We start from the raw sequence: 14,992 nt of genomic DNA, 5'->3' as shown, positions 1-14,992 counted from the left end.
TGACCTTGTGATGCATGACTATATTGCAACTTGTTTACAACATATTGCTGAGCAGCCAAGCAACCTTGAGCCGCTGTTACCTTGGTACATAAAGTAAAGCTAGGTGTCGTTAGCTATACGTTTACATTTCTATCAATCTATCAATTGATTTAAACTTTCTTATGTCGAGTAATTCAAGTTTATTTTTCATTTCGATATTCCTTGTTTGCTATGGCCTTATGGCGCTGCTTGTTCAGCAGTAAAGATATTCCAATTAAACTATTTTATCTTTTTCTTCCATACGTTCAGAGCGTTTTTGAGGTACTGAATTGGTTCAGGCATAGGATGTGTTTTTCCTGGCTTAGTTTTGCGTTCATGTTTCGCATGTTCACGCTCAATCTTGCTCCAATCCTTCGGGTAAAGCTCTTGAAACTTATTAATGAAGTCATCAAATGAATATCCTTCGTTTAACTCACCAACCACATTTTTGATTTTTCATCTTTCTTCGTTATTACAGCCATTATTTTTCCCTTTAAGCCATTTCAACATTATACTTTTGTGAGTAGCGCTATCGATAACGCCACTGGCAAAAGCTAATTTTCCAACACGAATCTATGGCCATCATTTTCGACAAAGCGTAATGCGTGTTTTAACCGTTTTGTATGAAAGTTGAGAATCACATATAGAAGTTACATAGGCCTTGATACTAGTGAGATTACCATCAGGACTTCGCATAGCGGTTCACATCGGACAATTGATGAAAGCTTTTCATCTTCATAAAGTGACAACACCTCATCAAGCATATCGCCAAATTAAAACGATCTCTATTAATAAAGTAACTTAATTAATAATATAGAATATTCACATCTGAATCATAGATAATTTCTTCTCGATAAACTGTTTTAAAGCCACTCTATTTACATCACCATATATTTTCAACAATATATTCTCCATATCTTGACATCTCAATAATCCCATAAACGTGAGAACAGCTTGCTCTGCAATACCTTCTCTCTCTGTCTTTATTATATCAACAATATCTTTCACATCTTCGCAGTTTCCTACCCACCTTATTGCAGTAAGAGCCCCACCTTGAATAAGTACATTATCAGAATACAAGTATCTCCGAGCATACTCTCGTTGCTCGCTTAACTCACTTTGTCTATTACGCCCTAACAAAGCAGCAAGGTGCAATTTGATATATGGGTTTTTTAATGAAGTTATTTCTTCACTTGACCACCAACTTGCAATCAGCTTTAGTCTAGCTTTTTCACTACTACTGTTAGCCCAATTTTCATACAATGACTTTGAAATTTTTAACAGTAATTCTTGACATAAAAACTGCGAATCTAAATCTTGAAAATCAGGATATTGTATACAATTAACAGAATCTGCATTTGCAACATTTTTAATGATTTTCGCTTCCCAATCAGAAGTACTTGCTGCATTAATAGAAAAGGTTAAAAACAGTAAAAAACATTTATAAATTTTCATAGGCCCTCCTATCTTAAAGGTATCTTACGGCCCAAGTACGGTACCGGCCATTTTTGAGTTGTACTTGATAATCCTGTGGTTGTTCTATATCTGTAGTACATACCTTCTAAAGGTGTTCTAATTGTATCATCACTCACAACTTTATCGCCTTTAATTCTATGTATTGTTCCATCATAACCCTTCCATTTTAAACTCGTCGCATAGGTAGAAATAACACCGACTACATGAACTAATCTATATTTTTCAATATGTATATCAAGGTCGGAGTTTTTCAAGTTAGTTGTTGCCTAAAGTTTCAAACTTTTGTTGCTTAAGCATAAATCAAAACTCTTTAATTCTTGGTGCGGTCTTTTGCTGCCAATATGTTAGCCAGTAGGCAACTAGTAAACTAGCAATAGAAAGCACAAGCATGAATATAGCTTTAGTGATGTTACCGCTTGTTGAATCATAAATTAATATAGGCTGCAATAAAGGGGAGTGAACCTGCCATAGCTCGATACAGACCTACTAGATTAAAACCAATTTGGTATGAAAGTGTATGTAATCTGTATTTTAATGTTCTACTAGAATCAGATAAAGAAAGACTGTATTTAGAAATAGCCCACACAATACTATGTAAAAGAGTTAGTAAACTAAAATAGTATATTAGATGGTCTGGTGGCGTAATTCCTTCGAAAAAGCTAACTAGGCCTTCTACACCTGAAAATTGTAATACTAAAAGGCAGGGTATTGAGCCAAACACAATTGCACAAATAATTTCATCAAATAATAAGGGTGAAGTGGTTTTTTTTTGATCGATCTGCATAACATTCTCTATTGTACTTTTAGACTCAAATTACAATTTGAAAAACATGGAGACAAGTTAAATGTGCTTATTCTTTAAAATAATGATAAAGACGGTTTAGAAGGGTGCCATTAGCTGTCTTCCTATATATCCCCCCCTTTTATACCTTAAAATTATAAAATAATTTAAGGCAAGTATCGTGCGATAAATGTGCGACATATATTTAAAAATACTAATTTAATTGTGCGATAAAGAAGAGAGTTTAATTTATAACGAGTTGAAATAAAGAGGAATTAATTGGTCGGTATGGAGAGATTCGAACTCTCGACCCCTGCCACCCCATGACAGTGCGCTACCAAGCTGCGCTACATACCGACGTTGCAAGCAATAGTACGTATATTTTTTCAAAAATCAATAAGCTTTTGTTTGTTTGAACATTTATTGCACGTACTGAGTGAAATAAATCATTTTATGAGGATGTTTAGTTATTTATCCAGTCATTGATCGATTTATACATCACATCTCGTAGTATAGGTTGAGCAGTTTTGTTAGGGTGTATGTTGTCGTTTTGCATCAAGCTATTATCAGCAGCGACATTCAAGATAAAAAATGGCATTAAATGGCTGTTTGTGGCACCAGCAACCTCAGCAAAACTAGCGGTAAATAATCCGGTATAACGTGGCCCATAGTTAGGCGGGATGTGTACTTCCATAATCGCTACTTTGGCATCAGCTTGTTTGCTCTTGCTCACTAAACTGGCTAGGTTTTCTTTTAGGCGTTTAATTGGAAAGCCACGCAGGCCGTCGTTACCACCAAGCTCTATAAGTACATGGCTCGGTTGAAACTCATTAAGTAGGGCGTCTAAACGACGCAGTGCGCCACCGGTGGTTTCGCCACTGATACTGGCATTGATAAGTTGGATTGGTGCTTGCTCGTTGTCGTACTTATCTTGTAACAGTTTAACCCAGCCTTGCTCTTGTTTTAAGCCGTAGGCGGCGCTTAAACTATCACCTAAAATTAAAATTGTGTTGTCAGCTGCCGCACTAAGTGGTTTGATTACTAATAGTAAAACGAAAATAAAACGTAGGATTGAATACATCATATGTCAGCGCTATCTCAATTAAATATCATTCAGGTTAAAGGTCTTTCTAAAACGGTTAATACCCTTGAAGGGGATTTGCCCATCCTCAGTGACATCACCTTTAATGTCAAGTCTGGAGACTCAGTTGCTGTAGTTGGTACCTCAGGTTCAGGTAAATCAACTTTATTAAGTTTGCTCGCAGGGTTGGATCAATCGACTCAGGGATCAATTTATTTAGATGGTGAGCCGCTGCATGAACTTGATGAAGAAGCGCGTGCGGCATTAAGAGCTGCAAAAGTCGGTTTTGTATTTCAATCATTTATGTTGGTACAGAGTTTAACAGCACTTGAGAATGTGATGTTACCGGCAGAGCTCGCTGGTGAAAAAAATGCCAAGCAACAAGCACTCGATCTACTGGAAAAAGTAGGTTTAAGTCATCGTATTGAGCATTATCCGTCGCAATTGTCTGGTGGTGAGCAGCAGCGTGTAGCGATTGCTCGCGCATTTATTGGCACACCAAAGATTTTATTCGCCGATGAGCCATCAGCAAATCTTGATAGCAAAAATGGTAAGTTAATTGAGTCACTGTTATTCGAGCTTAATCAGCTTCATGGCACGACGTTGATTTTAGTCACACATGACGAGGCGTTAGCAGCAAAGTGCCAGCATGTGTTACAAATTGAAGCGGGTCAATTAGTTAAAAATACCAATGAGGCTGTGGCGAATGTGGGTTAAATTAGCATTAAAATTATTTAGCCGTGAATTTCGCCGTGGTGAACTCACGGTGATTTGTGCGGCCATAGCGTTGGCAGTATTAACAGTATTAACGCTTTCTATGGTGACTGATCGCATAGGGCAAAGCATTGCACAAAAAAGCAGTGCCTTTATTGCCGCTGATCGCGTGCTGGCAAGCAACCATGAATTACCGGGTGAATATTTAACAACAGCAGGCGAATACAACTTACAAACCGCACAGCTCACTTACTTTGATACTATGTTGTTTGCTAATGACGAAATGCAATTAAGCTCAGTAAAAGCGGTGTCTGAGCATTACCCACTTAAGGGCGAACTAAAAGTTAAAAGCAGCTTAACCGGCGAGGTTGAAGTGGCTACGCAAGGGCCAACTGTTGGTAATGTGTGGTTTAGTGAATCGGTATTTTATGCACTAAATGTAAAAGTAGGTGATACGGTTGAGCTTGGCGCTGCGCAATTTAATATTGAAAAAGTATTGGTGGAAGAGCCAGATGCGCCATTTAATATTTTTTCAAGTAGTCGTCGTGTGTTGTTAAATAACCAAGATGTAGACAAAACTGAAGTGATCCAGCCGGGCAGCCGTGTTTTTTACCGTCAGTTGTATGCAGGGGATGAGAGTAACCTTACTGACTTTTATAGCTGGCTAAAACCACAAATGAAAGAAAATCAGCAATGGTATGGTGTTAAAGACAGACAGTCGCCGATTGCAAATAGCTTAAACCGCGCTGAAAGCTTTCTATTATTAGCGGGATTATTGGGCATTATTTTAGCGGCGGTGGCGATTGCCGTGTCTGCAAAGCGTTATTGCGAACGCCAATATGACCCAGTTGCGATGATGAAAACCTTAGGTGGTAGCCGATCGACAATTCGCAAAATTTACTTACTGCATTTATCACTGGTGTGTGCTTTGTCGGTCATACTTGGCTTAGCCATTGGCTATGGTTTACAAGAGATAGCCACTAGTTATTTAGCTAAATCAATGAACAATACTCTTCCTGCAGCGGGTATAAAACCGTGGTTTGTGGCTATTAGTACTGGCGTTATCTGTGCGGTGATGTTTTCAATCAAGCCGTTATTAGATTTATTTGATATTCCACCGCTTAGGGTATTACGCCGTAACTTAGGCGATAAGCTATTAGTAAGTAAAGTGCATTTAGCTATGTCGGGCTTAACGGTCTTTTTATTAATGTGGTTGTTTAGTAATAACCTTAAAATTACCGCTATTTTGTTTGTCTCTACTTTAGTTTTGATTGCGATACTGTTTTTATTATCGCGGTTAATTTTTGGCAGCGGACGTAAACTAGGATTGCGGCCGGGGAATAGTTGGTCATTAGCGATTGCTTCGTTGCAAAAACGTGCCAATGCTAATGCGGTACAGTTGATCAGTTTTTCGTTGGCAATAAAGCTATTGTTATTTTTAGTGGTGCTGAAAAACGATATGATCGCAGATTGGCAATCGCAACTTCCAAGCGACGCGCCGAATGCTTTTTTAGTCAATATAACCGAAACTGAATTGCCAGACGTAACAAGCTTTTTAGAGCAAAAAAATATTCAAGTATCTGAGTTCTATCCGACTATTCGTGGTCGCGTAAACGCTGTTAATGGTGAATTAGTTGCTCGCGAAGTCTCATTACAAGATAACGAGAAGAAAGACGAAGAAGCACGCGCAGGTATTGGCCGTGAGCTAAATCTTACATGGTTAGAGCAAGTCCCTGTGCAAAATGAGATCATAGACGGGCAGTGGTTTGGCGACAATGCCACCGCTGAGGTATCCATCGAAGAATCTATGCTAGAACGTTTAGATGTGAAACTGGGTGATACGCTAACATTTTTGATTGGCGCCCAGTCATTTGATGCCAAAATCACCAGTGTTCGTAAAGTTAATTGGGCTACTTTAAAGCCTAATTTCTTTATTATATTAAGCCCTGATGTACTGGCTGATTTTCCTGCGACGTATATTTCATCAGTGCGTATCGAAGCCGAGCAAAAACGCGATTTTAGTGAGCTACTACGTGCCTACCCGACAATCAACGCCATCGACGTTGACAGCTTTGTCAAACAAATACGTTCTACTATTTCGCAAGTATCGCTGGCAATTGGATTTGTACTGGCGATAGTGGTGATGTGTGGTGGCTTGGTTTTAATTTCGCAAGTGCAAGCAAGCCTTGGTGAACGGATGCAGGAAATTGTCATATTGCGTACCTTAGGCGCCAAAGGGCGGCTAATAAAAAATGCCACTTTATATGAGTTTTTATTGCTGGGCAGCGCTGCTGGTTTTGTCGCTGCGTTGGTCAGTGATGTGGCTTTATTAATAGTGCAACGTGAGATGTTTGACTTAGCAGGTAAGCTGCACCCGCATATTTGGCTTATTGGGCCATTAGTGGGTGGTGTGTTTGTGGCATCACTGGGCTACTTTATGATAGCTAGAACCATGCGTAAAAATACCCAAGGGTTACTACGCTCTTTAGCCTAAAAGGTTAGCAATTAAACAAGCCCGTTTTTACGGGCTTTTTTATGCCAATAATGCACTGGTAATTTATACAGTGCTCTGGCATTATTAGCGTACTTAACTATTTACACTGATTGGGCAAGTATTGGCTATTATTTTAGGGATTGATCCTGGCTCACGATTAACCGGTTATGGGGTGATTGCCCATCAAGGTGCTAAATTTACTTATTTAGGCAGCGGTTGTATAAAACTGGCCGATCACGAGTTTCCTATTCGATTAAAAATGATTTATCAGGGGATCAGTCAACTAATCGAACAATTCTCTCCCGATCATTTTGCCATTGAAAAAGTATTTATGGCGCATAATCCTGATTCAGCTCTTAAATTAGGCCAAGCCAGAGGAGCTGCAATTGTTGGTGCGGCAATGGCTGAGTTACCGGTGTTTGAATACTCGGCGCGGCAAATTAAACAAGCGGTGGTAGGGCACGGTGGTGCCGATAAATCGCAAGTGCAGCATATGGTTAAAAATATTTTAAAATTGCCAGGCACACCGCAAGCGGATGCAGCCGATGCATTAGCCATTGCGATATGCCATGCTCATTCCGATCAAAATTTAATAAAACTAGCGGGCAGTGCCAGTAAAACCGTTAGAGGACGATTAAGGAAATAACATGATAGGTCGCTTAAATGGCATCTTAGTAGAAAAACAACCGCCAGAAATTTTGCTTGAAGTAAGCGGTGTTGGTTACGAAGTTAACATGCCGATGACGTGTTTTTATGATTTACCAAACATTGGCGAAAATGCCATTGTGTATACTCATTTTGTAGTAAGAGAAGACGCCCAGTTATTATTTGGCTTTAATAATAAAATTGAGCGAGCATTATTTAGAGAGCTATTAAAAGCCAATGGCGTTGGGCCAAAGCTCGGATTAGCAATACTTTCAGGGATGTCGGCTAAGCAATTTGTTAGCTGTGTGAATAACGAAGATGCCACCAGTTTAGTGAAACTGCCAGGTGTAGGTAAAAAAACCGCAGAGCGCCTGGTACTTGAAATGAAAGACCGATTAAAAGATTGGGGTAATGACTTATTCACGCCATTTAGTGATAATGCAGTTATAGAGCCCGCATCTGACGCACTTATTGCTAATAATGCGGCAGATGATGCAATCTCTGCGTTAGTGTCATTAGGTTATAAATTGGCGCAAGCACAAAAAACAGTAAAATCAGTGGCCAAGCCTGGTATGTCTACAGAGGTTCTGATCAAAGAATCTCTAAAATCAATGTTGTGAGTAAACCATGATTGAAGCGGATCGTTTAATAGATGCGACTGAACAAAGTAATGAAGATGTAGTCGATCGCGCGATTAGACCAAAACTATTAGCCGATTATACTGGTCAGCCCCATGTTAAACAGCAAATGGAAATATTTATAGAAGCTGCACGTAGTCGGGGTGAAGCGCTTGATCATTTATTAATATTTGGTCCGCCGGGTTTGGGGAAAACCACACTAGCAAACATTGTTGCCAATGAGCTGAATGTCAGTATTAAAACAACCTCGGGCCCAGTGCTTGAAAAAGCCGGTGATTTAGCCGCACTACTGACCAATTTAGAAGAAGGCGATGTACTTTTTATTGATGAAATACATAGGCTAAGCCCGCAAGTTGAAGAAATACTCTATCCTGCAATGGAAGATTATCAACTCGATTTAATGATTGGTGAAGGGCCCGCAGCTCGTTCCATTAAGCTCGATTTACCCGCTTTTACCTTAATTGGCGCAACCACTCGCGCAGGCTCGTTAACCTCACCACTTAGAGACCGTTTTGGTATTGTGCAGCGTTTAGAGTTTTATTCGGTGGCAGATTTATCGACTATAGTGGGGCGTTCTGCTCATTATTTAAATTTAGCCATGTGTGATGAAGGTGCCATTGAAATTGCTAAACGCTCTCGTGGTACGCCACGTATCGCTAATCGATTATTACGCCGGGTACGAGATTACACGCAAGTTAAATCAGACGGTACTGTAAATGCCGAAGTAGCAGAGCTGGCACTTAATATGATTGATGTCGATAAAAGCGGCTTTGATTATATGGACCGTAAATATTTACTCGCGATCATTGAAAAGTTTATGGGGGGTCCGGTAGGGTTAGACAACTTAGCCGCCGCTATCGGTGAAGAAAAAGAAACCATTGAAGATGTGATCGAGCCTTACCTCATCCAGCAAGGATTTATCCAACGTACGCCAAGAGGGCGTATTGTGTCTGATAACGCCTATCATCACTTTGGCTTATTACCCAAACAAGAATAAAGTACATTTATTGTAGCTGTATGCGTGCGTATGGCTGCAAACCCACCTCACACATCTTCTATACTGTTCTTTTAGCCACTATTCAAATGTGTATTTTGCTGTGTTTAAGTTAATCGCGTGATTAGCATATTACTTAAAGTTTAGATTATTTAGTTATTTGGGCTAATACAATTCACATGCTGTTAAGTTTGTAAACGATATTGTATGCGCCATAGCGAGGTAGTGCTGTGCGTGATTTGCAGGCAAAAAAAAGCCCGCATAAAATGCGGGCAAACAACAAGTTGAAGGAAGTAATCTAAGTAACATTGCTTAAATTCATCAAGTTTTATCAAGAAGACTTTAAGCATAGCAATACGAAAAATCAGAATCATATTGCAAAGAACTGGGCTGAATGAAGTATTCATTGCTGCGCTAGCTCGGTATGGAAGAATAATACGCAATAGTTGGTTTTTGTTCAAACTAGAAAAATTTAATTTTCAGATAAAAAAAACTAATAGCAAGATTTTTATGAACGCTTTATTTTTGTTCATAAAGTTCACGGTAATATATTAATTTGTTGAATTTGTGATGTTTTATTTGTTTGAGTGTTTTTTTTATAGATTAGTTAAACTGTTGCATTGACCATGCTTACAGTCAATTATGCTTGTTTATTCATTAAGAGTGAATAAACGGGGTGTTTTACACAGTTTTTGTTTATAAATAAGCACCGCAGCATGTATTTACCTTAACAGCCGAGTCTTAAATAGTTGCGTTAAGATTGACTAATAAGGTTATAAAAATGGTGTCAGCCTGCTCTTCAACGTTTTTTGTTGCTAATTCACAGCAATAGCGTTGTCAGTACTGAGCTGAATCGATACACTAGTTGCAACTTTTGGCCATTTTTTCGGTCATATACCTAGCGTATAATGAAATGTTATTTATACAAGAAATCTTATTAGGAGTTTAATGTGGGTTCAGGGCTTAATTTTTTAGATTTAATTCTAGAAGCAAGTTTTCTTGTGCAATTAGTTATGCTGGCATTAGTAGGTATGTCAGTGATGTCATGGGCAATTATTTTTCAGCGCAAAAAAGCAATTTCAGATGCATTATCCAATACTAAGCGATTTGAGCAAAAATTTTGGTCAGGCATTGATTTAAGTAAACTCTACAATGAGATCTCATCGCGTAGCGGTAGCTCAACCGGCGTTGAAGCATTATTTATAGCAGGCTTTAAAGAGTTTGCTCGCCATAAGAAAAACTCTTTTCAAAGTGCTAGCATTGTAATGGAAGGGACGCATCGTTCAATGCGAGTTGCGTTATCTCGTGAAATCGAAAAATTAGAATCAAGTTTATCGTTTTTAGCAACAGTGGGGTCTATCAGTCCTTACATTGGTTTGTTTGGGACTGTGTGGGGCATTATGAATGCCTTTATCGCGTTAGGCGAAGTTAAGCAAGCAACCTTGCAAATGGTTGCCCCAGGTATAGCTGAAGCGCTTATTGCAACAGCTATGGGGTTATTTGCAGCTATTCCTGCGGTTATTGCATACAACCGTTTTGCTAATAGAGTTGAAAAGCTAGAATCTAACTACATTAACTTTATGGAAGAGTTTGCAAATATTTTACACCGTCAAGCAGCTACCCAAATAGAGGCAAAAGCGAATGTATCAGCGTAAGAAGCGTCGTCCTGTTGCAGAGATAAACGTAGTTCCTTACATTGATGTAATGCTGGTGCTACTGATTATTTTTATGGCTACTGCGCCTTTGATCACTCATGGTGTTAAAGTTGATTTGCCAAAAATGGAAGAATCAGATTTAGTCGATACTAAAGATACGCCACCGATCATTGCTTCAATTGATGCACAAGGTAAGTACTATGTCAGTATTGGTACTGATCCAGAAGAACCGATGGAAGCATTAGATGTTGCCGCTGTTATTAAGTTGCAACTGATGAAAAACCCAGAAACTCCAGTGATGATCAAAGGCTCAGGTAAAGTATCGTATCAAGAAGTATTATTATTGATGGATTTCTTAAAAAATGCCGGTGTACCTTCAGTTGGATTAATGACTGAGTCGTTTGAAGGGAATAAAAACTAATATGGGTGCTTCAGTATTAAAATCAGTGTTATTGCACCTCGCTATAATAGGCGTTCTGGTAGGAACCGCGAGTTTTCATACTTCACCGCCTAAAGTAATGGAAGTCACCTTGAACAAGGCTATGCCTGATGCTGAAAATGCTGTTTCAGCAGTGACTGTTGACCAGAAAATGGTTGAACAAAAAATTGCTGAGTTGAAACGCAAAGAAGATGATAAAAAACGTGCTGAAGATAAACGCATTCGTGATTTAGAGCGCCGAGCATCTGATGCACGTAAACAACGTGAAGCTGAAGATCGTCGAATTAAGAAGCTAGAGCAAGAGCGCCGAGCAAAAGAGAAAGAAACGGCACAAGCGCAAGCACAGGCTAAAAAAGCGCGTGAAATAGAGCAAAAAGAACGTGAAAAAGCGCAGCAGGCTGAAAAGCAAAAAGAAGCGTCTGAGTTAGCTGCAAAAGCGGCAGCTGAGAAACGTAAACAGGCAGAAGAGGCATTAAAAAAAGCCGAAGACGACCGTAAACGTGAAGAGTTAGCCGCTAAAAAACGCGCAGAAGCTGCTGAAGAGGCGCGTCAAAAAGCATTACAAGAGCAAATGCTGCAAGAGCAGTTAGCCACAGAGCAAGCCGCGCGAAATAAATTGCGTCAGCAACAGGTCGGCACTGAGGTTGATAAATACAAAGCATTAATTATGGCGCGTATTCAGCAAAATTTATTAATTGATGAAAAAATGAAAAACCAACAATGCCGTGTGAATATTCGCTTAGGTTTTAATGGTCTGGTCACACAAGTGAAATCTTTAGGTGGTGATAAGTTAGTATGCGAAGCGGCGCTAAGGGCGGTTCGTATGGCTGAAACACTGCCGGTATCTAAAGATCAAGACGTGTTTGAGCAATTAAAAAATATTAACTTAACGATCAAGCCACAATTTTAAAGGAATTATATGTTCAATCAGTTGAAAACAGTTTGTTTAATTTTAGTTATTGGCTTTACCAGTGTTGCAAATGCTGCGCTTGAAATAGTCATAACAGAAGGAGTTGATAGTGCACGCCCTATAGCCATCATCCCTTTTAAATATAAAGGTGTTGGGCCAATTCCACAAAAGCTCAGTGATGTTATTGCTGCCGATTTGATGCGCAGTGGTAAATTTAAACCAATTAGTGTTGACGAAATGCCACAGCTGCCAAGCAAAAATGCAGATATAGATTATGGTGCGTGGGTAAATAAGGGTGTTGAAGCAATTTTAGTTGGTGAAGTTGAACAGCAAACAGATGGCCGTTATTTGGTACGTTATGAGCTAGTTGATGTTATCCGCGGCCAAATCACCGGCGGTGAAACGCAAATGATGAGCAATGGTAAATTAGTTAAAAATCAAGATCATGTTCAAGAAGCACGCGAAAGTGTGATAAGCGAATCTGGGTTTAGACGCTACGCTCATCGTATTAGTGATGTTATTTATGAAAAACTTACCGGTGAGCGCGGTGCCTTTTTAACAAAAATTGCTTACGTCATTGTGCGTGATGACGAACCAAAACCTTATCAGCTTGTTGTTGCTGATTACGATGGGTTTAATGAACAAGTTTTATTACGCTCTCAAGAGCCGTTAATGTCTCCAGCATGGTCACCTGATGGTACTAAATTAGCTTATGTGACGTTTGAAAATCGTCAAAGCCAAATCTATATGCAAGATTTATACACTGGTAAGCGTGAAATCATTACCAGCCATCAAGGTATCAATGGTGCGCCACAGTTTTCACCTGACGGTAAAAAACTATTATTAGTACTGTCAAAAGACAGAAACGGTGCCACAGAAGTGTATATGTTAGATTTAGCTACACGTAAAGAAACACGCCTTACTCGCCACCGTAGTATAGATACTGAACCGTCTTGGCATCCGAATGGTCAAGATATCGTGTTTACCTCGGAAAGGGGTGGTAATGCTCAGATTTATAAGTTAAATTTACAAACAGGTAGGTCACAACGAATGACCTTTGATGGTGATATGAATCTAGCAGGTTCTATTACCCCTGATGGCAAAGAATTAGTGATGGTTAACCGTACTAACGGGCAGTACCATCTTGCTAAGAAAGAGCTGGCTACTGGAGCGTTTCAAGTATTAACTCGAACGCGTCTAGATGAATCACCGAGTATAGCACCTAATGGCTCGATGATTATTTATAGCACGCTACATAATAATAAGCAGGTACTAGCGCTGGTATCAATGGACGGTCGTTTTAAAGCACGTTTACCTGTGCTAAATGGACAAGTAAAGGCACCCGCGTGGTCGCCTTATTTACAGTAATATTTGCTGGTTTACTCAATATAGGAATCTACTCAATGCAACTTAATAAAATACTTAAAGGCCTGCTAATTGCTGTGCCTGTTATGACTCTAGCAGCTTGTAGCTCATCTTCAGATATCGACGAAGGTGCAGCAAATCAATCAAATCAAGCGACAGTTGAGCAAACAGCTAATAATGACACTGTTGAAGTGGCAACATTAACACCTGATCAAAAAGCACAAGAAGAACTCACTCAAAAATACGAAGCATTACGTGAAAAGCAAGTAATTTACTTTGATTTTGATAAAGCGACGATTCAAGGTCAGTACGGTGAATTACTTCGAGCTCATGCTGAGTTTTTAGTAAAGAATCCATCAGTTAAAGTACTAATTGAAGGTCATGCAGATGAGCGTGGTACACCTGAGTACAATATCGCATTGGGTGAGCATCGTGGTCAAGCAGTTGAAAAATACCTTCAAAGTTTAGGTGTTTCTGCAAGCCAAATGTCAGTAGTGAGCTACGGTGAAGAAAAGCCGATGGTTAAATCACGCACTGAATCTGCTTTCGCTAAAAACCGCCGTGCGGTACTAGTTTACTAAATTAGAGACATTATGAAGCCGAAAATTATTTTGGCAGCCATGATATTGAGCGGGAGCACCCAAGTTTGGGCTGCTCCCGCTCCTGTTTCAGAAGCTGCGAGTTCACAATCGAGTATAGAAAAACGCCTTGCTGCCCTTGAAAGTATGATGCAGTCGAGAAATTTATTACAAGTTGAGTTACAGCAACAGCTAAATATGCTGCAAGATGAAGTGAGTCAAGTTCGCGGGATCACCGAAGAACAGACCTATAAGCTTGAGAAAGTACTGCAACGCCAACGTGAGCTGTATCAAGAAATTGAAAATCGCGTGAGCCAAGCTTACTCGCAACCCAGTACAGAGCAATATGCAGAGCCTGTTGCATCGCAAGCTATTAGTTCGGATCTGTCTGAGAATGAGGCTTACGAGCGTGCAGTGGCATTAATTATGAAGGACAAGCGCTACGATCAGGCAATTCCAGAGTTTCAAACGTTTTTAACAACGTATCCAAATTCTGTTTATGCGTCCAACGCTCATTATTGGTTAGGGCAATTGCTGACAATTAAAAATGATGCAGTAAAAGCATCGGAACATTTTAAAGTTGTTGTAAATGAATTTCCAAATTCAAATAAGCGTCCAGATGCAATGTTAAAGCTCGGAACTTTATTGCAAGAGCAAGGTTTAGCCGATCAAGCATCAAAAACCTTTCAGGATCTGCTTAACCAATACCCAAGTACAACTGCTGCAAAATTGGCCACTGATCGCCTTTCAAAAATGTAGAATCAGCTTGATTAGACTGCTTTTTGTCATAAGCGGTCTAAAATTGGTCAGCTAGACATAAAAACTTAAAAAAAGAGACATTTTCTGTTGCACTCATTTTTTAAATAAGTATTATAAGCGCCCGCAGCAAACGAATGGTTCAACCACTCAAATTGCGGCAAAAAGAGCGGGTCATTAGCTCAGTTGGTAGAGCAGTGGACTTTTAATCCATTGGTCGATGGTTCAAGTCCATCATGACCCACCATTCATTAGTAAGTTATAGAATGGTCTTTTATCGGCGGATTTACGTATTAGTGTTTGGTTGCATTTAGTTGCAACAGCAGAGCGGGTCATTAGCTCAGTTGGTAGAGCAGTGGACTTTTAATCCATTGGTCGATGGTTCAAGTCCATCATGACCCACCATTCTTTATTCGTAGAATAGTAGAGTGGTTATAATCGGCGGATT

The 14,992-nt window shown here is 39.6% G+C and carries 15 protein-coding genes and 3 tRNA genes; 13 read left to right on the top strand and 5 right to left on the bottom strand.

The window, feature by feature from the left end:
• Positions 1–840: 840 nt before the first annotated feature.
• The 5 genes from H5183_RS00890 to H5183_RS00870 all read right to left on the bottom strand — a co-directional run bounded on the left by H5183_RS00890 (position 841) and on the right by H5183_RS00870 (position 3,359).
• Complete coding sequence (locus tag H5183_RS00890; RefSeq protein WP_182730653.1) at positions 841–1,473, bottom strand: hypothetical protein; 633 nt, start codon at positions 1,471–1,473, stop codon at positions 841–843.
• Between the two features lie 8 nt (positions 1,474–1,481).
• Positions 1,482–1,748, bottom strand: coding sequence for a hypothetical protein (locus H5183_RS00885; protein ID WP_182730652.1), 267 nt, complete (start codon positions 1,746–1,748; stop codon positions 1,482–1,484).
• 170 nt (positions 1,749–1,918) lie between these two features.
• The gene (locus H5183_RS00880; RefSeq protein ID WP_182730651.1) at positions 1,919–2,278 is read right to left on the bottom strand and encodes a hypothetical protein; all 360 of its coding nucleotides are present in this window, start codon (positions 2,276–2,278) and stop codon (positions 1,919–1,921) included.
• 277 nt (positions 2,279–2,555) lie between these two features.
• A tRNA-Pro gene (locus H5183_RS00875) sits at positions 2,556–2,632 on the bottom strand.
• Between the two features lie 106 nt (positions 2,633–2,738).
• On the bottom strand, positions 2,739–3,359 hold the full coding sequence (locus tag H5183_RS00870; protein ID WP_145233087.1) for an arylesterase: 621 nt from the start codon (positions 3,357–3,359) through the stop codon (positions 2,739–2,741).
• Between H5183_RS00870 and H5183_RS00865 the strand changes: the two genes are divergently transcribed.
• The 13 genes from H5183_RS00865 (at position 3,360) to H5183_RS00805 (ending at position 14,949) form a co-directional block, all read left to right on the top strand.
• The gene (locus H5183_RS00865; protein WP_145233088.1) at positions 3,360–4,073 is read left to right on the top strand and encodes an ABC transporter ATP-binding protein; all 714 of its coding nucleotides are present in this window, start codon (positions 3,360–3,362) and stop codon (positions 4,071–4,073) included. It abuts the gene before it with no gap.
• Positions 4,063–6,564: an ABC transporter permease gene (locus H5183_RS00860; RefSeq protein ID WP_182730650.1), complete on the top strand. Its 2,502-nt coding sequence runs from the start codon at positions 4,063–4,065 to the stop codon at positions 6,562–6,564. Before H5183_RS00865 ends, H5183_RS00860 begins: the two co-directional genes overlap by 11 nt.
• Before the next feature lie 121 nt (positions 6,565–6,685).
• Positions 6,686–7,210 carry a crossover junction endodeoxyribonuclease RuvC gene (ruvC, locus tag H5183_RS00855; RefSeq protein ID WP_145233090.1) on the top strand — a complete coding sequence of 175 codons (525 nt, stop codon included), beginning with the start codon at positions 6,686–6,688 and terminating at the stop codon, positions 7,208–7,210.
• 1 nt (position 7,211) lies between these two features.
• A complete protein-coding gene (gene ruvA / locus H5183_RS00850; RefSeq protein ID WP_145233091.1) occupies positions 7,212–7,829 on the top strand; it encodes a Holliday junction branch migration protein RuvA in 618 nt (205 codons plus the stop codon).
• A gap of 7 nt (positions 7,830–7,836) precedes the next feature.
• Complete coding sequence (gene ruvB / locus H5183_RS00845; protein ID WP_145233092.1) at positions 7,837–8,844, top strand: Holliday junction branch migration DNA helicase RuvB; 1,008 nt, start codon at positions 7,837–7,839, stop codon at positions 8,842–8,844.
• Positions 8,845–9,791: 947 nt separating this feature from the next.
• Positions 9,792–10,496, top strand: a complete 705-nt coding sequence (gene tolQ, locus H5183_RS00840; protein ID WP_145233093.1) for a protein TolQ — start codon at positions 9,792–9,794, stop codon at positions 10,494–10,496.
• A complete protein-coding gene (gene tolR, locus H5183_RS00835; protein ID WP_145233094.1) occupies positions 10,483–10,917 on the top strand; it encodes a protein TolR in 435 nt (144 codons plus the stop codon). Before tolQ ends, tolR begins: the two co-directional genes overlap by 14 nt.
• Position 10,918: 1 nt before the next feature.
• Positions 10,919–11,845 (top strand): cell envelope integrity protein TolA, encoded by a 927-nt coding sequence (gene tolA, locus H5183_RS00830; RefSeq protein ID WP_145233095.1) that lies wholly within the window; start codon positions 10,919–10,921, stop codon positions 11,843–11,845.
• A 9-nt stretch (positions 11,846–11,854) separates the two neighbouring features.
• The gene (gene tolB / locus H5183_RS00825; RefSeq protein ID WP_182730649.1) at positions 11,855–13,213 is read left to right on the top strand and encodes a Tol-Pal system beta propeller repeat protein TolB; all 1,359 of its coding nucleotides are present in this window, start codon (positions 11,855–11,857) and stop codon (positions 13,211–13,213) included.
• A gap of 35 nt (positions 13,214–13,248) precedes the next feature.
• Positions 13,249–13,791, top strand: a complete 543-nt coding sequence (gene pal / locus H5183_RS00820; protein WP_145233097.1) for a peptidoglycan-associated lipoprotein Pal — start codon at positions 13,249–13,251, stop codon at positions 13,789–13,791.
• 12 nt (positions 13,792–13,803) lie between these two features.
• Entirely contained in the window at positions 13,804–14,547 is a 744-nt protein-coding gene (gene ybgF, locus H5183_RS00815; protein WP_182730648.1) for a tol-pal system protein YbgF, read from the top strand.
• A 168-nt stretch (positions 14,548–14,715) separates the two neighbouring features.
• A tRNA-Lys gene (locus tag H5183_RS00810) sits at positions 14,716–14,791 on the top strand.
• Between the two features lie 82 nt (positions 14,792–14,873).
• A tRNA-Lys gene (locus H5183_RS00805) sits at positions 14,874–14,949 on the top strand.
• Positions 14,950–14,992 lie beyond the last annotated feature (43 nt).

This window comes from Pseudoalteromonas sp. SR44-8 (assembly GCF_014163635.1).
Lineage (GTDB): Bacteria > Pseudomonadota > Gammaproteobacteria > Enterobacterales > Alteromonadaceae > Pseudoalteromonas > Pseudoalteromonas rhizosphaerae.
This window is presented reverse-complemented; position numbering and strand designations above follow the sequence as displayed.